Annotated in this window: 26 protein-coding genes; 19 read left to right on the forward strand and 7 right to left on the reverse strand. The window is 53.4% G+C overall.

All coding sequences use genetic code 11. From position 1 onward, the window contains the following. Positions 1–10 precede the first annotated feature (10 nt). The 6 genes from ACR0E2_RS17030 (at position 11) to ACR0E2_RS17055 (ending at position 4,985) form a co-directional block, all read left to right on the forward strand. Complete coding sequence (locus ACR0E2_RS17030; protein ID WP_152456619.1) at positions 11–256, forward strand: hypothetical protein; 246 nt, start codon at positions 11–13, stop codon at positions 254–256. 10 nt (positions 257–266) lie between these two features. Beyond that, positions 267–1,733, forward strand: coding sequence for a guanitoxin biosynthesis MBL fold metallo-hydrolase GntH (gntH, locus tag ACR0E2_RS17035; protein WP_216600366.1), 1,467 nt, complete (start codon positions 267–269; stop codon positions 1,731–1,733). A 14-nt stretch (positions 1,734–1,747) separates the two neighbouring features. Continuing rightward, entirely contained in the window at positions 1,748–2,728 is a 981-nt protein-coding gene (locus ACR0E2_RS17040) for a CobW family GTP-binding protein (protein WP_480447281.1), read from the forward strand. A 721-nt stretch (positions 2,729–3,449) separates the two neighbouring features. Continuing rightward, positions 3,450–3,953, forward strand: a complete 504-nt coding sequence (locus tag ACR0E2_RS17045; RefSeq protein WP_480447282.1) for an aggregation factor core — start codon at positions 3,450–3,452, stop codon at positions 3,951–3,953. A gap of 13 nt (positions 3,954–3,966) precedes the next feature. Further along, positions 3,967–4,419 carry a TspO/MBR family protein gene (locus ACR0E2_RS17050; RefSeq protein WP_480447283.1) on the forward strand — a complete coding sequence of 151 codons (453 nt, stop codon included), beginning with the start codon at positions 3,967–3,969 and terminating at the stop codon, positions 4,417–4,419. Positions 4,420–4,430: 11 nt separating this feature from the next. Continuing rightward, positions 4,431–4,985: a CIA30 family protein gene (locus ACR0E2_RS17055; protein ID WP_480447284.1), complete on the forward strand. Its 555-nt coding sequence runs from the start codon at positions 4,431–4,433 to the stop codon at positions 4,983–4,985. Positions 4,986–5,092: 107 nt separating this feature from the next. Here ACR0E2_RS17055 and ACR0E2_RS17060 read toward each other — a convergent pair whose 3' ends face one another. From ACR0E2_RS17060 to ACR0E2_RS17080, 5 genes are all read right to left on the reverse strand, one after another. Further along, positions 5,093–6,625: a phospholipase D family protein gene (locus ACR0E2_RS17060; protein ID WP_480447285.1), complete on the reverse strand. Its 1,533-nt coding sequence runs from the start codon at positions 6,623–6,625 to the stop codon at positions 5,093–5,095. Between the two features lie 622 nt (positions 6,626–7,247). Further along, on the reverse strand, positions 7,248–9,185 hold the full coding sequence (locus tag ACR0E2_RS17065; RefSeq protein WP_480447286.1) for a DUF3604 domain-containing protein: 1,938 nt from the start codon (positions 9,183–9,185) through the stop codon (positions 7,248–7,250). Between the two features lie 165 nt (positions 9,186–9,350). Next, on the reverse strand, positions 9,351–10,028 hold the full coding sequence (locus tag ACR0E2_RS17070; RefSeq protein ID WP_480447287.1) for a GntR family transcriptional regulator: 678 nt from the start codon (positions 10,026–10,028) through the stop codon (positions 9,351–9,353). Next, the gene (locus ACR0E2_RS17075; RefSeq protein WP_480447288.1) at positions 10,025–11,056 is read right to left on the reverse strand and encodes a Gfo/Idh/MocA family protein; all 1,032 of its coding nucleotides are present in this window, start codon (positions 11,054–11,056) and stop codon (positions 10,025–10,027) included. Before ACR0E2_RS17075 ends, ACR0E2_RS17070 begins: the two co-directional genes overlap by 4 nt. Next, positions 11,053–12,141 carry an isocitrate/isopropylmalate dehydrogenase family protein gene (locus tag ACR0E2_RS17080; protein WP_480447289.1) on the reverse strand — a complete coding sequence of 363 codons (1,089 nt, stop codon included), beginning with the start codon at positions 12,139–12,141 and terminating at the stop codon, positions 11,053–11,055. The genes ACR0E2_RS17075 and ACR0E2_RS17080 overlap by 4 nt, the downstream gene beginning before the upstream one ends. Positions 12,142–12,277: 136 nt before the next feature. On the opposite strand from ACR0E2_RS17080, the gene ACR0E2_RS17085 reads away from it, so the two are divergent. From ACR0E2_RS17085 to ACR0E2_RS17120, 8 genes are all read left to right on the forward strand, one after another. Further along, positions 12,278–13,285: a Bug family tripartite tricarboxylate transporter substrate binding protein gene (locus ACR0E2_RS17085; protein ID WP_171364195.1), complete on the forward strand. Its 1,008-nt coding sequence runs from the start codon at positions 12,278–12,280 to the stop codon at positions 13,283–13,285. A gap of 57 nt (positions 13,286–13,342) precedes the next feature. Further along, positions 13,343–14,092 (forward strand): hypothetical protein, encoded by a 750-nt coding sequence (locus tag ACR0E2_RS17090; protein ID WP_480447290.1) that lies wholly within the window; start codon positions 13,343–13,345, stop codon positions 14,090–14,092. A gap of 4 nt (positions 14,093–14,096) precedes the next feature. Continuing rightward, on the forward strand, positions 14,097–15,608 hold the full coding sequence (locus tag ACR0E2_RS17095; protein ID WP_480447291.1) for a tripartite tricarboxylate transporter permease: 1,512 nt from the start codon (positions 14,097–14,099) through the stop codon (positions 15,606–15,608). Beyond that, a complete protein-coding gene (locus ACR0E2_RS17100; RefSeq protein ID WP_480447293.1) occupies positions 15,608–15,895 on the forward strand; it encodes a putative quinol monooxygenase in 288 nt (95 codons plus the stop codon). The genes ACR0E2_RS17095 and ACR0E2_RS17100 overlap by 1 nt, the downstream gene beginning before the upstream one ends. After that, on the forward strand, positions 15,892–16,689 hold the full coding sequence (locus ACR0E2_RS17105) for an N-acyl homoserine lactonase family protein (RefSeq protein ID WP_480447294.1): 798 nt from the start codon (positions 15,892–15,894) through the stop codon (positions 16,687–16,689). Before ACR0E2_RS17100 ends, ACR0E2_RS17105 begins: the two co-directional genes overlap by 4 nt. Continuing rightward, entirely contained in the window at positions 16,686–17,963 is a 1,278-nt protein-coding gene (otnK, locus tag ACR0E2_RS17110) for a 3-oxo-tetronate kinase (protein WP_480447295.1), read from the forward strand. Before ACR0E2_RS17105 ends, otnK begins: the two co-directional genes overlap by 4 nt. After that, complete coding sequence (otnC, locus tag ACR0E2_RS17115) at positions 17,960–18,601, forward strand: 3-oxo-tetronate 4-phosphate decarboxylase (protein ID WP_480447296.1); 642 nt, start codon at positions 17,960–17,962, stop codon at positions 18,599–18,601. Before otnK ends, otnC begins: the two co-directional genes overlap by 4 nt. 725 nt (positions 18,602–19,326) lie before the next feature. Then, positions 19,327–20,301: an adenylate/guanylate cyclase domain-containing protein gene (locus ACR0E2_RS17120; RefSeq protein ID WP_171641865.1), complete on the forward strand. Its 975-nt coding sequence runs from the start codon at positions 19,327–19,329 to the stop codon at positions 20,299–20,301. A gap of 239 nt (positions 20,302–20,540) precedes the next feature. On the opposite strand, the gene ACR0E2_RS17125 is transcribed toward ACR0E2_RS17120, so the two are convergent. Beyond that, complete coding sequence (locus ACR0E2_RS17125; protein WP_170791963.1) at positions 20,541–20,711, reverse strand: hypothetical protein; 171 nt, start codon at positions 20,709–20,711, stop codon at positions 20,541–20,543. A gap of 259 nt (positions 20,712–20,970) precedes the next feature. On the opposite strand from ACR0E2_RS17125, the gene ACR0E2_RS17130 reads away from it, so the two are divergent. The 4 genes from ACR0E2_RS17130 (at position 20,971) to ACR0E2_RS17145 (ending at position 24,158) form a co-directional block, all read left to right on the forward strand. Then, positions 20,971–21,471, forward strand: a complete 501-nt coding sequence (locus ACR0E2_RS17130) for a Dps family protein (RefSeq protein ID WP_171171700.1) — start codon at positions 20,971–20,973, stop codon at positions 21,469–21,471. Between the two features lie 50 nt (positions 21,472–21,521). Beyond that, positions 21,522–21,806, forward strand: a complete 285-nt coding sequence (locus ACR0E2_RS17135; RefSeq protein WP_152456639.1) for a sll1863 family stress response protein — start codon at positions 21,522–21,524, stop codon at positions 21,804–21,806. Between the two features lie 44 nt (positions 21,807–21,850). Next, a complete protein-coding gene (locus tag ACR0E2_RS17140) occupies positions 21,851–23,116 on the forward strand; it encodes a DUF2254 domain-containing protein (RefSeq protein ID WP_480447297.1) in 1,266 nt (421 codons plus the stop codon). 313 nt (positions 23,117–23,429) lie between these two features. Continuing rightward, positions 23,430–24,158 (forward strand): SDR family NAD(P)-dependent oxidoreductase, encoded by a 729-nt coding sequence (locus ACR0E2_RS17145; RefSeq protein WP_480447298.1) that lies wholly within the window; start codon positions 23,430–23,432, stop codon positions 24,156–24,158. A 49-nt stretch (positions 24,159–24,207) separates the two neighbouring features. Here the strand turns inward: ACR0E2_RS17145 and ACR0E2_RS17150 are convergent, their stop codons facing one another. Beyond that, positions 24,208–24,963 (reverse strand): N-acyl homoserine lactonase family protein, encoded by a 756-nt coding sequence (locus ACR0E2_RS17150; RefSeq protein WP_480447299.1) that lies wholly within the window; start codon positions 24,961–24,963, stop codon positions 24,208–24,210. 41 nt (positions 24,964–25,004) lie between these two features. Between ACR0E2_RS17150 and ACR0E2_RS17155 the strand changes: the two genes are divergently transcribed. Next, positions 25,005–26,129: a pyridoxal phosphate-dependent aminotransferase gene (locus tag ACR0E2_RS17155; RefSeq protein ID WP_480447300.1), complete on the forward strand. Its 1,125-nt coding sequence runs from the start codon at positions 25,005–25,007 to the stop codon at positions 26,127–26,129. Positions 26,130–26,301: the final 172 nt, after the last annotated feature.

Genomic DNA, 26,301 nt, shown 5'->3' on the forward strand with positions numbered 1-26,301 from the left:
AGTGGGAACCATGGATAATCCAGTGACTTGGGAACTGAGTGACGAGCTTCCAGAGCTTTCCGATGCGCTCTCAGGGTTTAACGAAACGGATGCGTTGCTCAGCGAGGCAATCGAAGACCTGAAGAAAGTATCGGCACTGTTGGATGACACATCAATACCAGCCCCAGAGCGCGCGGAATGGACCCACATCAAATCTGAGCTGATCAACGAGCTTCGCCGGATGGTGAAGCGAAGCCTTCGCAACACTTCTAACTGAGGACTGGTCCATGACTAAGGAAGACACTGGGAAAGACCTGGACAACAAACAGGGGCAACCAACAGAGCAAATCGAAGACCCGTCGCGGCGGAGTGTTCTAAAGGGCTTGGCCACTGGAGCGGCCGCGACAGGGGCAGCTGGGTTTGCGGCAGGAAGTGCCGAGGCCCACGAAGGAGATGGCCCCCTGGGAGAAACACTCAAGAACCCATATGGCGGTCGACCCGCAGGCGGCATATCATTGCCAGAGTACTTCCGCCCGACGAAGTACATGACCGGTTCAAACGCGAACTATTTTCCACTGAGTGAGGAGTTGGGGCCAGATGAGATGCGCATCTCATTCTGTGGTTCAACACCGTATCCACCGCGCGAAGATCAGGCGGGTACTTGTATCATGGTGGAGTTGGGGAATGGAAAGCGGTTCTTTTTCGATTTTGGATCCGGTTGTGTCCGCAACATCATTGCCATGCAAGTACCTGGGCAACTGATCAACGACATCTTCATCTCTCACCTGCATGTCGACCACTACGCCGATATTCCCTATATTTACCCATTCCGTGCCTGGTCGGGTGGCTACACGCCATTGCGCATTCACGGTCCCTCTGGTCGGACACCGGAACTTGGGACCGCCGGAATGGTCAAAGGCATGCAACAGATGCTCAAATGGCATCTGGAGGCCTTTGATGTGTTCCCGATTGGGGACGGCTACGAGATCGAAGTCAACGAATTCGATTTCCGTCAGGAAGGCGGCATCGTTTATGACGAAGATGGCGTGACTGTTAGGTCCTGGCCACGAAGCCACGCCAAGGACGGTGCGGTTGGCTATCGGCTCGATTGGAACGGGCTGAGCTTTGTATGGACCGGCGATGGTCGCCCGGATGAGCTTTCACGTAAATACGGCGAAGGTGTTGATGTCTTTGTAACCGAAATGTCGGGACAGGATATTGGTCAGCTGATGACCTACAAATATGGTATCCCACAGGATCTCTTTAACTACACCATCGATACGCATCACACCTCCCACTATGCCGTGGGTAAGCTCTTTGCTGACACAAGGCCGCGTTTGGGAATGGTGACACACTACACGCAAGACGAAGACATCGACGCTGAAATGCTGGCTGGTATTCGCGCTCATTACGACGGTCTGTTCCAATGGGGTCTCGATGTAGCCGTTGTGAACGTGACCAAGGATGCAATTTGGTACAGGAAAGCTGCACTGCCCGGAAAATCCGGTACCGTTCCGCCATTCCGGGAACTGGCTGCGGCAGCCGAGGCCGGACGTATTGAGCTTCCGGATGAAATCACACTACCGAACCCGAGGCTCACCCGAGCAGATCAGCAAGACCAGAAGTACAGAGATATGGAGATTGATCCACGCGAGTACTACCCAACTGACGTTTTCCGAGCACCCGGCGGGGACTGGCCGCAGGACTTTACCATCAAAGTTTCGGATGTAATCGGCACGCGTGATGAAGACTGAGAGGAGATCGAACGATGATTGAATTTGGTTCGACTTCTGCGATCCCCGTGACGATCCTTACCGGCTTTCTAGGAGCCGGTAAGACAACACTATTGAACCGCATCCTGACAGGCAATCACGGGTTGCGGGTTGCGGTTCTGGTAAATGACTTTGGATCCATCAATGTCGATGCCGATCTTGTAGTCGGCCTCGAAGATGATGTGATGAGCCTGGCTAATGGTTGCGTTTGTTGCTCGATACGAGATGACCTGATCGAAACGGTGGAAGCCGTACTTGCCCGGCCTGAGAAGCCGGAATACATCATCCTTGAGGCAAGTGGTGTGTCCGACCCGTCGTCTATCGCGATGACATTTACCGATCAGAAGTTTCGGGACATGATCCGCTTGGACAGCCTAATGTGTCTTGTCGATGCGGAACAGCTATTTGCCGCGCCGGAACAAATGGAACTGAAGCTCCGTCAAATCGCGTTCTCGGACATGGTTATTTTAAACAAGGTCGATCTCGTCGACAGGGCAGCTGTTCAGAAGGTGCACGATTGGCTTGGGTCTCGCTTCCGTCGATATCGCCTGGTCGAAGCTGTCAATGCCGACGTCCCACTGGATATACTTCTTTCCGTTGGTCGCTTTGCCGCCGAACAGCTCGAAACAGCGATACCCGATCATCACGAACATGGACCAGATTGTGGTTGTGACCACTCTGATCACTCGGACAGTTTCTCAACAACCATGATGAAAGCTGAACGCCCAATAAGCCTATCTTCTCTCCGGAACGCAATTCGAAAGCTTCCAGGCGATGTCTATCGCCTCAAGGGTTTTGTTTTTAGCGAGGAGGACCCGGATCATCGCATTCTCGTTCAGGTCGTTGGAAAACGTATGGACATCGCAAGGGATGGGGTATGGGGCCGCCGAAAACGCGAAACAAGGCTTGTTGCAATAGGTGCACCGGGTGCCCTGTCAGAATACGAGCTTTCCGATGCGTTGTTGGCGACCGCATAGCGGCAAGTTCAACCAAACTTGCTTGCGTATGAACCTTTATTTCCAACTCGTAACTGCCCGAAAGCCCGCAGCGCCGAGGACCAAATAAGGAGAAACACCTGATTGCTGAAACAGATTGGGAAATTGGTTCAAGCGATCACATGACCCGCACCTGCCACTGCGTTTGTATTATCGGGCACGGCTGTATGCGCGCAGGACGTCTCAGGTCCAGAACTTGACGATGCAGCCCCGGAACCCGGATTGCCGAGTACAGCCGGAGGACAAGATGCCGAGTTGTTTTCTGCTTTCCACGGGCCCGAGGCGTTACCTCGGGTCGCAAATCTCCTTTTCTGGGGATCTAGGGGCAAAGACAGGATGCCTATATTTTTTCAACCGAGGAAAAAATGGAAGCCATGCAGCGGGTGACGTCAGTGTTTTAACAAAGTCAGGCGAGGTCGGAACAAAGCACTGCGCGTCAGTGTTGCCCGCCAATGTTCCCGGTGAATTGCGTGCGGAGCTTCTTATCAGGGACTTTGGGAACGATTCCGACGATCCACCCGTGGCAGTCGAAGTTATTGGCTACCTGCATTTCATCGAGGCCGCACTTGATCTCCCAGGCGCGATTGTAGCCGTAACTTCGAAAGCAATTATTGGCTGAACCACGATAGGCAAAAGGCATTAATCTGATCCAAGACACCCGCCGAGGCGTATTTATCAAGTACCTCTTAACAAGGAGAAAAGAATGCTTCCACCCAGCATTATCGCTGCGACCCTTGGATTTTTCGCAGCCACTTCGCTTCAAGCTGGTGTTCAAATTCGCTTCGTAGAGGGCGCACCAAAGGACCGTTTTGTTCTGACAAATGTCGGAACGTGCGACGTCGAAGCCTCGACCGTCAAGATTGACTTGTCGCAATCTGCCGGACGTTTGATTTTCGACGTTACCGAAAAAGGCGCGGGCGTGGAGGTATTTCAACCTCTCGAATTCGTTGAAGGTGCTGAGGCACTGCGTCAGCTTCCTTCGGTCGTGGACGGGCAAAATACAATTGAACTTGAGATCGCCTCCCTCGCGGCAGGGGAACAACTCGCTTTTACCATCGATGTAGATGACACCATTGGGCAACGCGAAATCACTGTTTCTGGGTCGGAGATCGAGGGCGCCATGGTGTCATATACTGCCTCGGATGAGACCAATACTGCGACCTTCTCTTCCGAAGCGTTCGTCAACCTGACGACCAAGGATTGCTGAGAGCTGCCCGGCAATGTCGAACTGGTTGATCCGCATAGCATTTCTTGCGCTCATGCTCGGAGGCGGCATCCTGATCGGGATACTAACCGCACCCGGTGCTTGGTATGCGCAACTTTCTAAGCCTGCTTTCAATCCACCAAATTGGATTTTTGGCCCGGTTTGGACGGCGCTTTATGTTTTGATCGCGATGGCGGGCTGGCGCCAGTTCGAAGCAGACCGGAGCTCGGCCGCCATGAAGTTGTGGTGGGCGCAGATGGGGCTGAACTTTTTGTGGTCTCCATCCTTTTTCGTACTGCAAATGCCGTGGGTTGCCTTTGTGGTCATTGTTGCGTTGCTGGCTGTCATCTTCGTGTTCATCGCTCGGGTGAGGAACTCGGATCCAGTCTCCGCGCTGGCCTTCCTGCCGTATTGTGCATGGGTCGCATTTGCCACGGTGCTTAATCTTTCCATTGCGATACTGAATTGAGACGGAACAACATGCGTGCCAACTTCTTTGGGCTTTTTTCGGGTCTTGTTATGCTCGGATCTACAATGGCACAGGCTGATGAAAACCTTGCTGAGGACTTTTCCAAGTCTCCAGAGACGCGTTGGGACTATGTTGCGGACACAGTCATGGGAGGAGTCTCTTCAGGGCAAGTGCAGTTTCGTTCGGAAGGTGATGTCGCATTCGCGCGTCTGACCGGAACCGTCAGTACAAAAAACAACGGTGGCTTCATCCAGTTCCGACGCAAGTTGCCTGATCGGCCCGATGCGGGCGTATCGGGCGTAAGGCTGTTGGTCCGGGGTAACGGCGAGCAATACTTTGTTCACCTCAGGACACGTGGCACCGTACTTCCTTGGCAATACTATCAGGCCGAGTTTCCAACTTCAGAAAACTGGACCGAAGTCTCTTTGCCTTTGTCAGACTACAAAGCTTCAGGTGCCATGTTGCGCGCTATTCCCGTCGCTGACGAAATCACCTCGGTTGGAGTTGTAGCCTATGGGCGCGATCACGCGGCCAGTGTGGATGTCAGCGAGATTGGGTTTTACTGAAGGTCGCCCGGGCGATGGCCAGAAATATGTCTGGGCGTCCCCCTTTCGGTGTAGCCGCGCCCCCCAAAATAAGGGCGACATGCCATCAGATTATTTGTTAAAAAGCCCTAAAGCTGCGACCCAATTGGCAAAATACTCAGGAAACCGGAAATTATGTGATCCCAGGCTGATCCTGTCGGCTCGGATTCATACTCAAGGACGTTGCCATCATCATCTCTTGTCGCCCATTTAAGCTGGCCAGCTTGCTCGAGTGTGACGTGATATGTGTATGCGGGCAGCGCGTCGTCCAAGGCACCCATCGTCTGTGCAGTCAATGCTGGCGAGTCAATCAGAATTCCCATCTCGGTGTTGATGTTGACAGACCGGGGGTCCCAGTTGAACGACCCTACGAACAAGTATCGGTCATCAACCGCAAATGCTTTGGAGTGTAGGCCTGATCGCGATTGAGCCCAGTTAATCCCGCGGCGTTGAACTTGATAAGCGTCGGGACGCAGTTCGTAGAGTTCTACTCCACCGCGTAAAAGTGCTCGGCGTTTTTTAGCGTAGTGTGCGTAAACGGGTGCGACGTCGTTAGATGCAAGTGAATTGGTTACGACCTTTACGTCGACCCCGCGCTTCTCGAGTTCGGTCAACCATTTCACACCGTTGTTGCGCGGCACAAAATAGGCGGACACGATATTCACCTCACTGCGGGCATTTTCAAAATACGGAAGCAATCGAGACGCCAGAACGGGGTCTGAACTATCCAGACCCGCCGCTTTTGAAGGTGGATCAGAATATAGTTTCGCAGGCAGCCAATCCAGTGACAGGGCTCCATCTGCAAAGTTCTCTTGTGCTGACTTTCTGAGGGCGGCGCCGTACTGCGTTTGCTTCGCTTCTTCGACCAGTTCCTTCAACCTGCCTCGCGCATCGCTAAGGTCAAATTCTTCGGGTTCCCCAACGACCGCACGCGCCGGAACTGCGAACTCGCTGTTCCAGTAAGAGTCAAAGCTACGCGACACTTCGCGTACAACGGGGCCTGCGGCCAGCACATCCAAATCAGCGTAGTTCATTTCCTCCCGGGCCAGAAAGTACTCGGCACCGATGTTCCTTCCACCCACAATCGTGAACACATTGTCTGCCGTCATGGACTTGTTGTGCATTCTTCGATTGATGCGTTTGAAATCTGTGATACCCGCAATCAAAAGACTCTGATCCCGCCAAAATGGATTGAATAGCCTGATCTCAATGTTTTTGTGATTGTCCAACGCGGCCGTCATCGCGTCATAGCTGGACGTGTCCATGTCATCCAGCAACAATCGGACACGAACACCCCGATCTGCTGCCTGCAAAAGACTGGCTGCAAAAAGGTGACCTGTCGGGTCGTTGTGTAGAAGGTAGTATTGCGCGTCTATCGTTCGCTCGGCAGCAGCCGCCAACAGCAGCCGTGAAACAAGCGCTTCTTCTCCATCACTGATCAGCTTGATGCCTGACCGACCGTCTTTGGGGTCCCCAAGGCGATCGGCCGCCTGGCCCAGAGCCGTGCCCGAATTCGCCGGCAGCGCAGCCGATGCTGTCTTTTCATATGTACGGGATTTTGGAGCGCAAGCGACAAGAAACAGCGCGCAACAAACCCCAATCACGAACTTCCATTGCGCCATAGGTTTCCTCCAACCGTATGCCCTAGGTGACTACGCCGGACCATGCGATGGCAAGTTTGTTCTATGACGCCTGAGGTTGTTTCGTTTGTAAGTGTTGATTTCGCATACCAGCAATGGCGGAATTGTCAGTCTGATGCCGGGCGACGGTTTCGGAGTTCCGCAGCCGCCGCCGAACTTGGCGCAAAGCTCAGGGTAGGAAGGGCATGAAATGCATAACACGATTGAGATGTAAGTTCACGAGCCGCGCTCAGAAGGGAAAAGTGACCTGAAAATCAGCATCGGAAATAGCGACTGGCGAAGTCGTCGCGGGCTATGCCGGTACGGATAATTGGGCGACGTATACTTGTATCGGATCGACCGTAAACCTTGCTGCTTACCTTGGGACAGAGACGCAGAAAACCGGAAGCCTGCAATTGATTGATCAAGAAGTCTTCGATCTGTCGGTGGCGGCATATGTGTTGGACACATTTGGTGGAGCCATGATCAAGGGTTTCTCCGATCCATTCGGCATCCATGCGCTATGACCAATCGAGCGACCTCATAAAAAGGCTGAAATACTTGAAGTATTCGACGCAAGATATGAGGGCCTAGAGCGAAAAGCAGAACAGTCAGCAAGTTCGGACTATTGGTCAGGTGCGTACCAAATTGGCGAAGTGTATGCGCGTTCCTGCGCTGTCAATGGGACATTGTCTGGCATTTGAATTCCAAACTTAACGGCATCATACGCCGTCCAGCGGGGTGTCGGAATTTCGATAACTCGGGCGTAGTAAAATGCGCTTTCTGACGGATCAAAGTCGGGATCCTGCCACACGGTTCCTAACTCAGAAGCACCTATCGTGTTGGTCCACGAGGGGATTGAAAGGTTAACTGTGGTGCCTACGGATGGCAGCTTACCAGCGGCATCTGGTTCGCGGGAACCGGACCAGGCCACATCGTAGACTTTTTCCCGTTGCTCTCCATCTGCATCTAACCAACCCTTTATGATCTGGATTCGATCCAAGTTTGCTCCCATCGGATCACGAAGCGCGTATACCAGAAAAGTAGGAGAGCCTTCCCCAGGGCCAAGATCGCCACCCATCGGCACACCTTTGGTGTATCCTACAAGCGCCAAGTCCCGCCGCAAGGCATCCTCTTCGGTAAAAGTATATCCACCGAACATACGGACGCGCATTCGGGGACCTGTTGTTGCGTAAGTTTCACGCCGATGCATCGCATCCCAGATGGCTGTGCGGGAATTCTCCTCGGCCCATACTGCTGTCAGACCGCCGGTAATATATTGCGACGACCGCAGCGCAACCGTCCCGTCAGCATACGTCTTGCTGACATGTTGGCTCCGTTCTTCGCTGGGCTCGTAGCCGGTAAATTTTCCGAAGAAATTGTCGTTGTCAGGGGCGGTCAAACCTGTGTGCGTGTCACTGGCCCCACCCAAACCAAACTTGAAAGGGTTCACCCCTAAAATTTTTTGAAGCGACAGGCCGCGAAGCAACCCGGATCGGGCATATTCGCCGGGCAGCATATCCGTCTCTTTTCGAACCGAAGCATCAAGGTTACCGAAGTCCCACGTTTCGAAGTCAGCAAATTCATCGTCAGGTGAAAGGAACGGGTGAGCCTCACCGTCCCCCTTTATCTGGGTTGGTTCATATAGCCTTTCCCATTTGTTTCGCGCTTCTGCGTATGCGGGATCCAACGGCACCCCGTCTGCAAAATCGTCAACGAGCGGGAACATCCAGCCGTTCGATAAGTTTCCATTGTGCGGAATAGCAAGCACACGCCCGCCGGTTGTTTGCTCATAGTTTTCCAACCACTTCCAAAGATCACGAGGGTTTGGTGAGCCGACCGGGGGCGTCGTTGTATAAGGCAGTATCTGCCTTGTGAGCTCAGGACCGTCGCGAAATACCACGTTTCGGTGCAAATTGTTCCCTGCAACGAGAGATGTCCATTCATAGGCTATGAAGGTGCTGAACACGCCGGGGTCATTGTACTCCTCCGCGGCATCAATAATGTCGTCCCAAACACGGGCGTAAGCGGGATTGCCGGGTTGATAGTTCAGCGCAGGGGAAACCTGTCCTTGAGCAAATGCCGCGGTAAGCTCAAGCGCAGCTGCCAAGGCGGCTTCCCCACCTTTGTTGAATTCCTCGTGGAAATATCTGCCTTGCTCATCCGCCAGGATGTTGGGTGCACCCCCAATTATGTCGGTGATTGCTCCCATCGCATCCGAATGGTCTGTAATCATGAAGAAATCGAGAGGTATCGAAAGTTTTACTGGTTGACCCGTATTAGAGATTACCTCTTCGCCACGCGCAAACCGATAAGCATCTCGCGGCATCAGGCGTGTCCCGCCGCCGCCAGCGTCCCCGGAAAGACCGGTATGAACATGGGTGTCTCCAAAATAGACTTGAGTTGGATACGCGCGCTCAGCGTAAGGTGAATAAGGGCGACCAGAAGGTCCAGAAAGCCCAGACGGGTTTATTGCATCCTGAGCAAGGATTGGGTTCCCCAAAATGAGAGCGAGGGGTAAAACATAGCGAAACAACTTTTCCTCCATAATTGGAGGCATCATAACACAACTCCGGTACGGAGTATTTCCGGCCGAGAATAAATGTCTTCTGCACTTGAGGAGTAGACCCTCGGTGAACTTCACCAAATGGCTGCAACGAGCCGGGCGCAGCAAATTATCCCGTGGTCCTAGCGGTTTAATGAACTTTCGAAGAGCCGTCCAAGTGGTTCAAAGGCTGTTGAGCCGATGCTTCTCGAGTATCCCACAAAGCATAGTCTTGGCTTGGAGCCTGTGTTCTCGATGGCGTTCACGCGCCACATCCGGCCGACCTTCACTTATCGCTTGGAAAACAACACGATGATCCTCATTGGATTTGACTGGTAGCGGCCTGATAAACAGTGTCGTTGCGCGTGCGCGACGAACCTGGTCGCTCATCATGGCCACAATCGCTTCGACCCGCTTGTTGCCACCTAAACGCACGAGTTCCTGATGAAACAGCTCATCGGCCTCGGCCCAGGCTTCAAGGTCTTCGGCTTCGATGGCTTGGTCCATCTTTGCAATTGATCCGGCGAGTTCCGCCAATTCATCTTCCGAGTAACCCGCTTCGGCGGCGCGCTGTGCTGCGAGACTCTCGAGTTCCGTCAATATGTCGTAAATTTCACGCATATCATCTGACGAAACAGGCAGTATCCGCACGCCCTTCCGGGGCCGCATTTCCAGCAAACCCTTACTTTCCAACATCAGCGCAGCTTCCCGTATCGGGGTGCGGGACATGCCAAGGGTCTCGGCGAGTTCCGATTCCAGATGGTCAGTTCCGGCAGCAAGTTCGCCGGACAGGATCATCCGTCGCAAATCCCTTACAGCGCGTTGTGTATTGGAAAGAGTTTTTGCGTCCTGATCCTTCACGGCGTCTCCAGGTTGATCTTTCGTCCCTCCGCAGCCGAGAGATAGATTTTCTCTTCTATGCGGATCACATCCAAATATTCTCGGGCCGTGTTTTCCAGCGGCGTGCCCCGTAGAAGGCCCGAAATGACGTGACTTTGCAAGGCGTGGACGCAGTCTCCTCCAAATCCATCGTGATCGCTCGGAGGCAGAATCTGCTTTCGCTCCTGTTTTCCAAAAGCGCGGAGTTCAACTGAACCGTCGCCGTTAAGAACCAGCGATCCTTTCGTTCCTTCAATAAGCGCTTCGCCCATGGTTTGACGCAGGTTTTCGGCACTGTGATCAAGGCACCTGTTCCCGTCGAACAGAGCTTTCAAGCCGTTGGGGTGATCAAACAAGATGTAACCTGCGTCCTCGCCCGCGATAACGGGGTTCACTCGACGCAGGTCGGCATAAACCGCGCTGGGCGCCCCGAACAAAAAACGAAACGTGTCTACCCAGTGAACCGCTGTTTCATGAACGAGGAAACGCGGCATGTCCTGAAAGTAGGGCTGCCGGTCCAGATAGGCGCGTGGTCCCTGTCCGTCACCGGGCCGAAGCCGGAAAGTCGCTTGTAGAGGCGTTCCAATTCGACCTTCAGCCATCGCTTCCTTGATTGCGCGGTACCAAGGCTGGAAGCGGAAGTTCTCGTGTACAACAATAGTTGCGCCAACCTCTTCTGCTTCGGAAACAACCTCCTCCGCTTCACCCAGAGACAAGCAGAATGGCTTTTGGCAGATCAGCCACTTGATACCAAACCGCAGTGCCGTGCGGATGGCCTCGGCCTGCGCCACAGGTGGAAGGATGATGTCCACGAGGTCCGGTTCTTCTGCCTCCAACATTTTCGACAGATCATCATAAGCCGCCAGCCCTGTTTCCCTCGCTTTTTTGATATCACGGTTGCAGGATGCAACTGGAACAGCGCCGGGCATTCTTGACCAGCTTTCGTAGTGGAACTTGCTGAAGTATCCCGCACCTACACACGCGACCCGAATGGCTTCTTTAGTATTCATTCCGGCAATGCTTCCAATACTGCTGAGGCCGCTTCCTGAGTTCCAGCTTTGCCGCCCAAGTCTCGCGTCAGGTTTTGACCGTTCGCCACCACCTTTTCTACGGCCTCGCGCAATCGAGCGCCGTCGCTGGACAGTTCCGGGTGATCATGGGTCAAACCCAACCATTCAAGCATCATTGCCGCGGACAGGAACATTGCAAAAGGGTTGGCAACACCCTGTCCCGCAATGTCCGGAGCGGAGCCGTGACAGGGTTGGAACACGGCGTGGTTCAATCCGATATCTGCTGAAGGAGCCAGTCCAAGACCGCCCATAAGACCTGCACCAAGGTCAGAGAGGATATCTCCGAACATATTCTCAGTTACCAAAACATCGAATTCCCAAGGCTTCTGGACCATCCAGAGGGCGGTCGCATCAACATAAGCATGGTCTGCTTGTAAATCGGGATGGCGTGCAGCCTCGGCGTCAAAGATTGATCTGAAGAATGCAAAGGCGCGGAATACATTGGCTTTGTCGACACAGGTTACTCGTCCCGGGCCGCGACCGGACGCCTTGCGGTTGTTGGCGAGGTCAAACGCGAAACGGAATAGCTTTTCGGATACCTCGCGGGTGATCAGCAGGGTTTCACGCGCCTCATCTTCCGTGACTTCGCCCGTTCCTTGGGTGAAGAACAACCCTTCGGTGCTTTCACGAATCAAAACAAAGTCGATCTCTTTTCCGGGAGGCAACTCCAAGGGTGTCATTTGTCCGCTGCTTACCTTTACCGGACGCACGCCAGCAAAAAGGCCAAGCTGCTTTCGCAGGTCTATCTGTGGAGAAATCTCGGTTCCGTCAGGATATCGAACATCCGGTAAACCCATTGCTGACAGCAGAATCGCGTCGGCCATGCGTGCAGTTTCGAGTGATCCTGATGGGAAAGATTCTCCAGTTTTGGCGTAGTGGCCTGCGCCTGCTGGTGCGTCTGTAAACGCCAACTCGTAGGTCGGATTGCCGCGCGAGAGATGGCGCAAAATTTCAAGCGTAGGCGCCATAATTTCCGGGCCGATCCCGTCCCCGTGGAAAACCGCGATATCGTAAGTCTTTTTCATTTTGGCCCGCTTCCTTCCCGTTTTGCATTCATAGCGCGATAGCAGCTTCCACTACAGTCCGTTGACAATGCATTCTTTAATGTATACGCAAATAAATGCAACAATAAACGCGAAGTTGTTTTGGGAGGACTTGGAAATGAAACTAAAGCTAGGGCGGTTAGCGGCCGCAGCCGTGATGGCGACCGGGATCGCAGGGGCAACTGCCGCGCAGGATTATCCCTATCGTGATATCACCACAGCTGTGGTCTGGGGGGCCGGTGGCGGCACGGACACGATTAACCGAATGATCATGGCTGAGATGGAAAAACACCTTCCGGTCTCGATCAACGTGATCAATCAAACTGGCGGGGTCGCAGGCTCCAACGGCATGGTCTATGTTATGAACCAACCAGACGATGGTTATACATTGGTCGGGCTGTCAGAATCGAATGTCACGGCCGCTGTGCAGGGGGGGTGGGACAAGAAATTTGATTTTTGGTATCCGTTTATTGTCGGCGGATCGCCTGATCTGATCTCGGTTCCAGCGGACAGCCCTTACAATACGCTGGAAGAACTGGTCGACGCTGCCAAAGCTGCTCCGGGTACTATTCCAGCAGCGGCGTCCGGTGCAGGTTCGATCCACCACTTGAACCTTCTGGCCATCGAAAAAGGGTCCGGTGCAGAATTCAAATTTGTTCCATACAAAGGCTCAGCACCCGGGCAGGAAGCGGCGATAGCGGGTGAAGTTGCGTTGGTTGTGACTTCACTGGCTGAACAGGCTCCGTTGATTGAGGGCGGTCAACTTAAACCGCTCGCAATGTTGACGCCCGAAGATGCGCAGATTGCAGGCACAACAGTGCCATCTGCCTTTGGCATCTATGACGGGCTCGACCAGTATCTGCCGCTCAAACAGGCCATCGGGTTTGCAGTTCACAGTTCAGCCGGAGATGACGTAAAGGCCGCACTTGGTGATGCCTTCGAGCAGGCGATTGCGTCCGACACCGTCGCTGAATGGGCTGCGGCAAACAAATACGATGTCGGCGGTCAGCACGGCGAAGAAGCTCAAGAATTGTTTGCGAACCTTGAGGCTACCTTTGCCTATACCTTGCAGGACCTTGGTGCTGCCACTGTCGATCCGGCCTCGCTGGGTATCGAGAAGCCCTAATCCGATCAATTTTGAAAGGGCGCGTTCGATCGCGCCCCTTCCTGAAGGAGGCAGGCCATGGACAAACCTGACGAAACACTGATCCTGCGGACGCGCGATTTTTGGGCATCGATTGTTCTTATCACAGTGTCCCTCTTTTTCCTTTGGAAGACATTGGACATTCCACTTTGGGGTGAAAACCGCGCCGGTGTAAGTGGATCTGATTGGTACAACTCGGCTGCAATTGTACCGTTATTCATCTTCGGCGGGTTACTTGTCCTTTCCTTCGTTTTGCTGGCTATTTCGGTCCGTTCGGGCGGAGCTCAAAACGCGTTCAGTGCCTTGGGGATTGGATGGGATAAGTGCGAAGCCTACCGTGCTTCGACAATAGGCCTGATCCTTCTTGCATATGTCGTCGGACTGGTTCCCAGAGTGGACTTCATTTTGTGCTCTGGGTTGCTGATCACGGCTTTGACTTACGGCTATTACGGGGGTCATGCGCGGCGTGCTTTGGTGGCCTGTGTCGCAGTTGTCGCTGCCGGTTTGTTTGCGTTCGCCGTGTTTCCCGCGCAGGCGGATTGGAATGAACACGGTGATGATTGGTTTACATTGGCCGTTTGGGTCACGCTTACACTTGTGGTGTTGTCCAAAGCGGTTACTGAACGCGTTTTGCGGTTCGTTCCAGTGGTGGCGATACTTGCCCCGCTCATCCTTGTAAGCGCGATGGCCTTTGTTTTCCGGCAGAACGTGCCCGCGCGCGGCGGACTGATCTTCAAGCAAATCGAATACCACTATTACGTGACGCTTCGTCCGCTTTGGAAAGACTGACCGGATGGACTTTATCCTTTCGCAACTCGCTGGATTTGGGGCCGCTTTCGTGGGCCTGGCAGTGGACCCGCTGACCTATCTGTACTTGGTCGCATCCGTATTCCTGGGCATCGCATTTGGAGCATTGCCCGGACTTACGGCAACCCTGGCCGTGACGATCTTGACGGGCTTCTTCGGTAACAAAATCCCGCTCGACTATTCGCTCATTGCCTTGCTCGGGGCCTATGTCGGCGCGATTTATGGCGGCTCTTACCCCTCAATTCTATTGAATATACCGGGCACAGCAGCCAGCGCGGCGACGGCCATGGATGGCTACCCTCTGGCCAATGCGGGTCGAGGGGGCGAAGCATTAGGGCTCACCACGACGGCCAGTTTCATTGGCACAGTAATCGGGACCATCACGCTTTTGATTTTCGTCTGGGCGCTGCTTTTGGTTTCAAAGAACATCGCAAGCCCAGAGAAAGCATTGTTGGCCCTGTTCGGCATTCTGCTTTCTGGCACTTTGATGAGCGAAGACCTGGTGATCAAGGGATGGATCGCTGGTCTGATCGGGCTTGCGATGTCCATGGTGGGGCTCGACCCGCTGTTGTCTGAACCACGCTATACCTTCGGCTGGTCTTACCTGATGAGCGGATTTCAGGTTGTGCCAGTTTTGATGGGAGCCTTCGCCATCCCCCAAATTATCGACGGCTTGAGGCATGTTGAGACTGGGAAAGTCCTAGCCCTGAAAGGCCGTATTCTTCCAAACCTTCGCTCAATTCGACGCTACCTGCCCACCATTGGCCGGTCAGGTGTGATTGGAACCGGGGTAGGAGCTCTTCCCGGAGTTGGCGAAGATGTAGCCGGTTGGGTCAGCTACGGTGTCGGCAAGACCGTATCTGCCGAGGGCGACAAGTTTGGAAAAGGCTCTTTGGAGGGTCTGCTGTGTTCTGAGACTGCAAACAACGCCTGTATTGGTGGTGCTCTGATCCCTCTTTTGGTGTTGGGCATTCCCGGTTCGCCACCCGCCGCGGCTTTGATGGGGGCGTTCAAGATCAACAACGTGATCCCAGGACCCACGATAGACCCCGAGATCATTCTGCGCGTGGTTGCAATTTTAGTGCTGGCGTCACTGACGATGTTCCTTATGGGGCTTTTCACCGCTCGGGTCTTTATCAAAATACTCGCCATCCCGCAGACCATCTTCTTGCCCGTCGTTATGGTTTTGACAACAATTGGGTCTTTCAGCGTTGGTGGGGGCATCAATGATCTCTATCTGATGCTTGGTGTGGGTGCCGTTGCCTATTTCATGAACCTGATGAAATACCCAATCGCCCCGTTGGTGATTGGTGTTATTCTGGGCGGCCTGTTTGACGAAACCTTCCGCCGGTCGCTGTTTCTGTCGGATGGGGATCTTTCGGTCTTCTTTTCTCGACCCGGTGCGACCATTCTGCTGCTGCTCAACATTGGTTTGATCCTCAGCCAACTGCCTGTCGCAAAGCGCGCTTTCTCACGCCTAAAAGGAATTTCTGTCTGATGTTTGCGGTTACTGTCACCTTCACTCTCAAGCCCGGTACGAGAGACACCTTTTTACCGCTGATGGTCGAAAACGCTTCAACCTCTCTGCGTGAAGAACCCGGATGCCATCAGTTTGACGTTTGCTTCGGTGACGATCCCGAGACGGTGTTCCTCTACGAGGTTTATGAGGACGCTGCCGCGTTCGGCGTTCACCTCGAAAGCCCGCATTTCAAGTCCTTCGATGCTGCGGTGGCTGATATGATAGAAGCCAAAGCTGTTCACCAGTATTCCGAGGTCATCCGATGAACAATTGGGAAATCCACGCCGTCAAATATGCAGATCGCAATGCCCGCACTCGGCGCGATAGCTTCATCTTGGATGACAATCACGACGCGCCTCATGCGATGGATTATTTCGTTTGGGTGCTCAAACGCGGCGACAAAGTCATTCTGGTAGATACTGGTTACGATAGCGGCGAGGCCACTGCCCGGGGTCGTCCCATCGCGATGGACCCTCGCGAGGCTTTGCGGCCCTTAGGTATTTCGCCCGAAGCGGTGACCGATGTCATCGTGACCCATCTTCATTATGACCACGCGGGGGGGCTGCATATGTTCCCTAACGCGAAGTTGCATATGCAATCGGCGGAAATTGCCTTCGCCACGGGCCCCTGTATGTGCCACGATCATCTGCGTGCGCCTTTCTCGGCGGGCCATATTTGCGAGGTCGTAAAGCGTCTCTATTCAGGCCACGTCATATTCTACGACGGAGAAGCCGAGATAGCAGATGGGGTGACCGTGCACTGCATCGGGGGGCATTCGCGCGGGTTGCAATGCGTTCGGGTAAGGACGTCAGGCGGGTGGATGGTACTCGCCTCAGATGCCTCGCATTACTACGAGAATTTCATGGCGCGCAAAGCTTTTCCCATCGTCGTCGACCTGCAGGACATGATGGATGGTTTCGAGACGCTCGAGAGGTTGGCTTCGCATCCTCGACTCATAGTGCCCGGCCACGATCCACTTGTGCGCGAGATTTATCCCGTCGGAGCAGCACCGCATATCCATAGGTTGGATCCAGGGCCGACGAAGGACATCAAATTATGAAGATCGGCGTCATAGCGGACGACTTCACTGGTGCGAGTGATATTGCGAACACCTTGGCAAAGGGCCTTAAGCCGGAAGGTGGGTTACGCACGGCTCAGTATACAGGCATTCCAACTACCCCGGCGGATAAGGAGATCGAAGCAGGTGTGATCTCTCTCAAAAGCCGCACTGCACCCGTCGATGAAGCTGTTGCAGATAGCGTGCGCGCCCTGCGCTGGCTCGCGGATCAAGGATGCGGTCAGTTCATTTTCAAGTATTGCTCGACCTTCGATTCCACGTTGGCGGGAAACATCGGCCCCGTTGCGGAAGCGTTGGCCAATGAACTGAGTGCGCAAAAGGTGGTTTTCTGTCCGGCCTTTCCCACCACGGGGCGTACCGTCTATCAGGGACATCTTTTTGTGCACGGCAAGCTGTTGCACGAGTCTGGGATGGAAAATCACCCTCTTACTCCGATGACGGATGCCAACATCCGGCGATGGTTGCAGCGTCAGACCAAAGAAGCGGTCGGGTTGGTGCCCATTGACGCCGTGAAGCAAGGATCCGAGGCGATTGCTGCTGCTTTGAAAAACGCCGACGAACGATTTGTGATTGGCGATGCGATTTCGGATGAAGATTTGTTGGCCTGGGGTGAAACTCTAAAGGGTGCCAAGCTCATTACTGGGGGATCGGGTATAGCACTGGGGTTACCAAGAAACTTCTTGAGAGGGACTTCACCCAATAGTGCTGGCAGTGTGCTCCCCGCTATCACGGGGCCCGAGGCGATCCTTGCAGGGTCTTGCTCAGGCGCTACTCGTGAGCAGATCGATGTTCATGCGAGTTCCCATCCGACCTTCTCAATCGATGTTTCGGGCGTCATTTCCGGGGATGTGACCACGCAAACCCTGTTGGAATTCTTTGAAACGCACTTGGGTCAGGCGCCGCTCGCATATTCGTCGGGAAACCCGGAAGATGTGCGCGCGATCCAAAACCAATTTGGTCAGGAAGAAGTAGCGGAAAAGCTGGACAATCTCTTTGCAGACACCGCGCGAGAACTTGTCCTGACGGGGTACAAGCGATTGGTGGTGGCAGGAGGGGAGACGTCGGGCGCTGTCGCCAAGGCTGTGTCTGCGGCACTGGGGTCTCCTGCCATGTCGGTTGGGCCAGAGATTGACCCGGGCGTGCCGGTCCTGAGCGTTGGAAAAACCGAACCCATCGCGCTGGCGTTGAAGTCTGGAAACTTTGGCGCTCCGAACTTCTTTTTGAAGGCTCTCAGAATGATGGAGGCAGGCACATGAAATCTGAAGAATTGGTATTGCGGCAGCAGATGTCGGAGTTATGTGCCTCGCTGTTTGAGCGTGGATTTTCCGTCGGCACTGCGGGCAATGTCTCCGCACGTCTACACGACGGTATCCTGATGACGCCAACCAACTCAACTTTAGGAGATATCTACCCCGAGCGCATCGCCAAGATTGATTTGGATGGAAACCACGTCTCTGGCGACAAGCCGACCAAAGAGGTTTTTCTGCATCAGGCCTTTTATGAGACTCGACCAGAAGCGGGCGCGGTGGTTCATTTGCATTCGACCTGGGCCACCGCCCTGTCGTGTCTGGAAGACACCAATCCAGATGATTGTATTCCTCCGCTGACGCCGTACGTGGTGATGCGCGTCGGCAAGGTCAAACTGGTTCCATACGTCAAGCCGGGTGATCCGAAATCTGGTGACCTGATCCGCGAACTGAGCGGTAAATACAGTGCTGTACTGTTGGCCAACCACGGACCCGTAGTCTCGGGAAAGGATCTGTTCTCAGCAGTTTGTGCAGCAGAAGAGTTGGAAGAAACGGCCAAATTGCTCGTGACACTGCGGGGTATGCCAACCCGAACGTTGGATGCAGAACAAGTCGCAGAACTCAAAGAGACATTCGGAGGGATTTAATCCAACGCAAAATACTGACTGTGCAGACTTTTGGGCAAATCGGGCAGGGCTATGGGCGTTAAACTTGAGTTTAATGAACGAAATCTATGGCAAGAAAGCCGCGTTTTGAGGCACCTAAACCCGGTGTGGCTTATCAATTGCGGGCGTTCTTTGCTGGCCGAATGCAAATACTGCACCGGACTCTGACAAACGCTTATGCTCTCAATGTCTCATTTCTCACGGGTGACCGGGACTTCAGTTTAGATGACAAAAATTAGATTTCCGCGGAGCGTGCGGTTCAAATACAGGGGTGTTTTTGATGAACTGTGAGCGGAACTTGCGGCCTAGCTGCTTCTTCAGCCGCCGGTTCTAAGAATCCAAAGCACGCAGCTTCTCGTCAGACAGTTCCATGCCGCCAAACTTCGATTTGTATTTGTAGAAGGTGCTCTGGCTGATCCCAAAGCGCTAGAAAACATTCCCGTATTCTCGCAAGCTTCCTGTTGCTTTATCATCTGAATGATCAGTTCGCGGGTGAATCTCACTTTCACTTGTCCGTCCTTTAGTTGACCAGACTCTACGCAAAACAGGAGAAGATTTGCGGGCTCAGGTCATGTCCTGAAGAAACACAAAAGTCTTGATCTGAACAAATCCCGGCGGCAGCATTGACCTGCGTTGTTCGAAAAATGGGGATACCGTTTGCAAGGCCTTCTTAGTTTCTTCCCATGTAGAGTCTCGGGTTGCTTGCGATGATACATTCCTCACCTGAACTGCTGGCAGTTTCCAGGCGTTGGTACGAGATTCTCAGAACCAAGAAGAATACTGAGGAATTGCGGAACTTTCTGTCGAAAGCAGAAGAACTTCGGTTCGTTGGAACCGGCGAAGGCGAGTATTGGAGCGGCCAAGCCGTTCGTGATGGGGTTAGCGGCTTTTTCGCGGAAATCCCGGCACCGGTCGTTTTCGAAGAAATTGAAGCGGAAGCCTTCGAAAACGGAGAAACGGGATGGTCATCCTTTGTCCATAAGATTCAGTTTGTCGGCTTTGATGAAGCCGTCTTCTATCGCACCGTCCTGATTTTTGTCCTGGAGGGAGCGGCCTGGAAGATCATCAATCGCCACGCTTCAGTACCCACTCCGAATATTGAACTTGTGGGTAAGGAACAGCTGGCCATCCAAAAACTGATTGATGCCGCACGCGATGAAGGGCCCGAGCTGACCCAAACCGAAGGTTTAGCTTCGGTACTTTTCACTGATGTGGAGGGCAGTACGGCATTGGCAGAGGCGTTGGGTGATCAGCGTTGGTCGGTGCTGATCGAAAACCATTTCCGGGTCTTGTCGGCGATCATTGAAAAGCATCATGGCCAGTTCGTAAAATCCCTTGGAGATGGAACGTTGTCTGTCTTTCCGTCTGCGAAAGAAGCATTAGCGGCTGCCGTCAAAATTCAGAAGGCCATTGCGTCGGTGTCCGAAGAGCCGTTTTTCGGTATTCGTATTGGAATTCACACTGGCGATGTCGTGCAATCACGTGGAGATTTTTTCGGTACCGTGGTCAACAAGGCGTCACGCATTACAACGGCTGGTGTGGCAGGTGAAATACTCGTTTCAGATGTGACCCGCGCCATGGTTGCCGGACAGACCGGTTTTTCGTTTTCCGGCCTAGAACCCAGACTGCTCAAAGGTCTACGTGGCCACCACGTACTATATCGGCTCCAGTGGAATAATTGAGCGTTGACTTTAACTTAACCCGACAAGTCGAATAGCGCCCTCGCGGATCAGTTGGGTACAAAGCACTGTGTTGCACAGTACAGAAAATCGCTAAAATACTCCGGTGGATTGCGGCTATCGCCCTATTGTCACGTGTGCAGTATGCAACAAGATCAGCATACAATTTCTCGCGTGCCGGATGGTTCGGTTGGGTCAGTGTCACGTCCTTGCAAAGACGAGATGTGCTGTAGATGCTTCTGTCACTCGTCCACAACACGAAACTCACCGGAAGGCGCGTCAGTAGGTGGTTCTTCGAACTCATTGGAAATCAGACCGCGACGGATGAGTTCTCGAATGGCGGCCGCTCTGGATGGCAGTCTGTTCTCGAACCGCCAATCATCGATGGCCTTAAGCTCTTCGAGGTCGAGCATTAGTTGCAGTTTTTCAGTGCGCTTTGGTGGTCGATTTTGATCAGACACCGGCATGACCTCAGTAGCTTACGTCAGTTACTCCAAGCATGTATGGCAATGGGCCTGTGTGTCTACATCAATGTTGGCATGTTGGGCTGGATACCCATGATCATGAAGCGCCCCATTATGTGTTGGATACATATAATAAGTATATGATTTTAATTGAAATTTTTCATCTTCTCCCTAGTTTCTACTCTGTAAGAAACGAAATGGAGTGAAAATGATACAGCAAGTTTTAAAGTCTGAAGTTCAGGAAGAAACGAACGATACAGGCATCGACAAAAATGCGTGGATCGCCAACGCGGTGACAGAAATACTGGCCGATACAATGATCCTGATGGTGAAAACGCAAGGCACACATTGGAACGTCGTCGGCCCGCTTTTCCTGCCGATTCATGAGCTGACAGAGCGTCAGTATCGTGACCTGTTTGAGGCCGCTGATGAATTGGCCGAGCGCGTGCGCGCGTTGGGTCAGGTGGCACCGATTTCGTTCACTGACATGGTTAGCCAGGCAAAGTTGACCGAAGAAGAAACGGTCAAAGACGCAGAAGGTATGATCAAGCAGTTGGTTGCAGACCATGAAGCGATCGCCCGAAACCTGCGTGAGACTGCCGCGACCGCCGCCCGTTATGGCGATGGGGCTACAGAGGATCTGATGAACGCCAGGATGGCCAAGCATGAAGAAGCAGTCTGGATGCTCAAGGCGATTGTTGCGGCCTAGTGGGCGGCTCCCGTCGATCTGAACCACCGTTTGAGAAGAAAGGAAAACTCATGACACGTGTTGGGTACGAGAAAAAGGCGCAGCTGCAACTGGATAGTTGGAATGCCCAGATTGATGTTCTTGAAGCCAAGCTGAAAGTGGCGGAAGCGGATGCCAAGATCGAGCTCGAGGAACAACTCAGCAAGCTCTACAAGGTAAGGTCTGACGCAGAAGCTCAGCTGAAAGAGTTGAAGTCGACCAGCGACGAGGCCTGGGAAGACGTCAAAGAGGGCTACGAGGCTGCATGGAATGACATGCAGAGTGCTTTGAAAAAAGCGGCCGACCGGTTCGCGTAAAGCAGAGTTCGTTTAGAAAGCGCGTGTTGTGAATGGGGACTGGAATGCAAACACCCAGAGAATTAGTGAGATATTTTCGCGGGTTCCTAACCATCCCTGCCGCCATAAGTCTTTCAGGTCTTGTGGTGGCTGGGATTGTCTTCAAGACCGAGCAAGCGCTTGTGAAGTGGGGTTGGTCCGCGTCCGATTGGCTCAGCGTTTCGAATCGCACTGCGAGCGATGTACTGAGCGCAATCTCGGCAGCATCCATGTCCGCATTGGTCATGGTCTATTCCATTGTTCTTCTGGTCTACACCTTGGCAGCTGGATCTATTGGCCCCAGGCTCTTGCAACGCTTTGGCGAAGACAGGGTAAATCAGATTGCAGTTGGTTCACTTGGAGCAACGTTTTTATACAGCTTGATGATCTTGTGGTTGGTACGCGATGACACATCAGTGAACCTAGCCGTGGTGGTTGGCATAATCTATTCGATCGTCTCAGTTCTATTGCTGCTGCTCTTCGTCCATACAGTATCGACGCGCGTAACCATTGATCAGGAGGCGGCGCGGATTTCTGAAGCCTTGGATGGTCAAGTGAGCACCGCGATCGAAAACAGTGCAGATATTCCATCTTCAGAGGCAATCCCCGAGGAGGGAGACAAGCGCCCGGTCCCGGCTTCGGGAACTGGTTATGTGAACTCGATCAACACCGAAGAACTGGTGCATGCGGCCAAACAAGCAGGAGCAGTCGTCGTTTTTGATGTGCAGCCTGGTGACTTTATGGTTCCATCGGACATTTTGGCCAATGTTCAAGGTGATTGTAATGAGAGCCTCAATGAACTGGTGCAAGCGGCAGCTCCGTTGATCCCCGCGCGAGACCCTAACGGAGATATCCGTTTTTCTGTCCATCTTCTCGTTGAAATCGCACTTCGGGCATTGTCGCCGGGTGTCAACGACACGTTCACAGCAATTGTCTGCATCGACCGTCTATCGGCCTCTCTGGCCCGTGCGTGGTCGTCCAAGCTCTGCACGGGTGTGTATCGAGATGACGACGGAGCCGTGCGGGTGGTTTACCCATCCATCACGGCAGAGTCGTTGTTTAACGACTCGATTCCAGCTCTAAGACGCGCCGCTCGGGGCAATGGCCTCGTGACGGCCGCCCTTATTCGAGCTTTGGTGCGCATTGCTGAAGCGGCTCCAGAAAAGGAAGCGTGGGCTGTTGTAGATGAACTATCCGCAGTCAGAGATGAGACCCGAGAAAGCGATATGCTGGAGCGCGATATTGATAAGTTTTGTGGTCAAATCGAAACGGCAATGCGAAGGCTTAGTTAAACATCCCTTACACTTGCAGTCCCGTTCTGCCGGGGAGAAGTGCTTGGGCCATCGGCAGTGTTATCGAGAAGTACTTGAGTGCCGGGCTTGCCTTCAAGTAAAAAAAGACGGCAAGCAGGTGAAAAAAGCAGACGGCAGTTTTGACTGCCAAGCAGCTAAAAAGCAGACAGCAGGGAATGATCGCATAAAGCCCAAAACGGGCGGGCACTGAATTCAAGCAGAATTGACTTTCCCAGCTTTCAGATAAAAGGGTTGTGAGTTTCCTTCTTTAATTCGAAGTACCCCAATTCATGCCAAGGTGGGAGGAGTTGCTATGAAAACAGCGGTTGTGACTGGCGCCGCGGGAGGGATGGGGAAGGCCATCTGCCGCCAATTGCGGGCAGATGGGGTCCACGTCATTGGACTGGACCTTAATGAGGCGGGTCTGGACGAACTGGCAACAGAATTAGGCCCAGATTTCACGCCGATCTCCGTTGACCTAACGGATTCCATGGCTATCGCTCAGACGTTTGATGGCATTAAGTCAGCGCACGGCGGTCTGGATGCTTTGGTAAACAACGTGGGCACCTGCTTCATGTCCGACTTCCCGCACATTCCGCCCGAGGAACTCGAAAAACAGATGGCAATCAACTTTAACTCTGCGTTCCATTGTTGCCAGCAGGCGGTTCAGTTTATGTTGGAACGCGAAGGCATCAAAAAGATTGTAAATATCTCTTCGAACGGAGCTTACAATTTCGATGTGTTCGACCCTCCGCACTACCGGGCGTCAAAGGCTGCTATGGATACCCTTACGAAAGACCTTGCCCGTCGATACGCACAGGAAAAAATCTGTGTGAATTCGCTGGCACCTGCCATGACGGAAACACCCTTGTTCAATGTCTTGACCGAGGAAGTCTTGGAGAAAGCCGTTAGTGCCATGCCGCATGGTCGCGCGATGCTACCCGAGCAAATCGCCTCTTGGGTCAGTTTTCTAATTTCGCCGGCCGGTGATGTTTCCAGCGGGAACGTGATTATTCTGAATCAAGGGCGCGACGTCAGATAACTGGCAGGCGCAACATCACTATTCGGGAAAAGTGAGCTACAGGTTGGGATCAACGGTAGACTTCTGGTGCTTTCTTCAGAGCGGGCCACTGCTTGGGACAATGCCCATAGATTACAAAGGCATCTTGTTCGGATGCTAGACGCATCAACCTGTCTGCGCTGGCAATTGCGGCATCTTCGTCCCATGAACCTGCAAACTTCTCGTCGATTTCTGCCGGTCGGGATATCGCATCACTCGTTAACAAAATTGCACCCGAAGGAAGATCGACCATCACGGCGATCTGACCTGGCGCATGACCGGGCGAGGCCAAAACGAAGATGCCCGGTCCAATCTCTGCGTCGCCATCAACCAAGAGATAATCCTGATCGGGCCATTCCAAAGGCCGTATATCGCCCCAATACAATGGGCGAAGCAAGGCTCGCTCCGCGGAAGAGATAAGAATTGGACTGCTTGGAAAGTCGCCCAATGCGCCGATATGGTCGATATGAGTGTGCGTACAAATCTGCAATGTGATGTCTGACGGAGTCAGTCCGAGTTTTGCCAGTTGTGCGCGTGGCAGATTGTCTGGTTCACACTTCAGGACCTCGCCGAACTCGTCCAATCGATCTTCTTTGACTGCGGCGTCGGTATCTGTCGCGTATTTTTCAGGAAACCCAGTGTCGATAAGTATTGCTTCTCCTAAGTCCGTCCGGATCAGAAACCCGCAGATCCCAATAATGCGGCCGGTGGAATGGACCTTGAATAGCCCGTAGTCCAAAACTGCCAAGTCACTCGGTCGCCCTTTGACAAATCCTTCTGCTTGCACAGACTCTCTCCCTGATTGACTACAAGGATTTTGAGTTGAGCATGAAAGTCAAGATACACACACTCTTTCAGTACCTGCTGGATACCACCGAAGCGGATCCAGAAGCTTTCGTTGGGTTTTCCTTGTCAGAGTCGCCGCGTTTGGGTGAGTTCATAGATGCGTTGGACCCAGCACTGCCGCTGGATTGGAACCAAAAGAGCTTTCGGGGCCTGCCTGCTTTACGACGACATGTCTTGGACCGCGCAGGCTTGTCTGATGTTTGCAAACCAGACGATGTTCTGATCACCGCAGGCGCTGCGGAAGCCAATTACCTTGCATTTATGCAATTGGTCCAACCGGGTGACGAAGTCGTAACAGAACGCCCGGGCTGGCCGCAAGCGGGCGTATTGGCAGAGGCTGTTGGCGCGACTCTCAAAGTTGTAGACCGAGAAGAGAGTGCTGGTTGGGTATTGCCGCTGGACGAAGTTGAAGCCGCAGTAACGGAACGCACGCGGCTCATCTTTGTCACCAACCCCAATAACCCAACCGGCCGCCTGATGACCCGGGCAGAGCTGGAAAGGCTTGTGCAAATTGCAAACCGTGTCGGCGCATGGCTGGTTGTTGATGAAGTTTACGCAGGATTGGAATGGGACGGGTCCCGTGCCCCTTCGATTGCCGGTTTGTATCCGAGAGGTATCACGACGGGCAGCGTGTCCAAAGCATTGGGGCTCCAGGGGCTGCGCACCGGCTGGATGATTTGCCGTGATCCCGATCTGATTTGGGATGCCATAATTCTGCGGGAAAACTCCAGCGAGATTATGAATATACTCGGCGAAGTCATTGCCGAAATCGCTTTGAGGCCTGACCGATACAATCAGTCAATGAAAACTGCGCGGGCAGCTGGGATGAAAACACTGGAACGCCTTGATCGGTTTGTTGCCGAACAACCCCGCCTCGATTGGGTCAAACCTCAGGCTGGATTGATTGGTTTGGCACGGCTTGACGGGATTGATGGCGATGTTTTCGCCAAACTCTTGCTCGCCGATCCGTATCGGACATTTCTTTTACCGGGCTCGTCTTACGGGATGCAGAACCACGTCCGACTAGGCGTCGGAGGAGGTGCTGCTGCCAATCTCGACCTTGGCCTAGAGCGCATGGGTGAACTGTTGGCGAACTGGCAGACTTAGGACATTCATTTTGACGGTTCGGGCTGCAAAGTCGGTCTAACAGTGCAGCCCGATCAAAGCTGACACTAAGCCCAATTGTGGTTCAAGTTCGCCTACCTTGTGTTGAAAGTTCTTTCGCTAGAATAACGCTGTCGGCGCGCTATCTCGAAGAAGGAACAGCCTAATACACAAC

It is taken from the genome of Ruegeria sp. A4, from assembly GCF_056543025.1.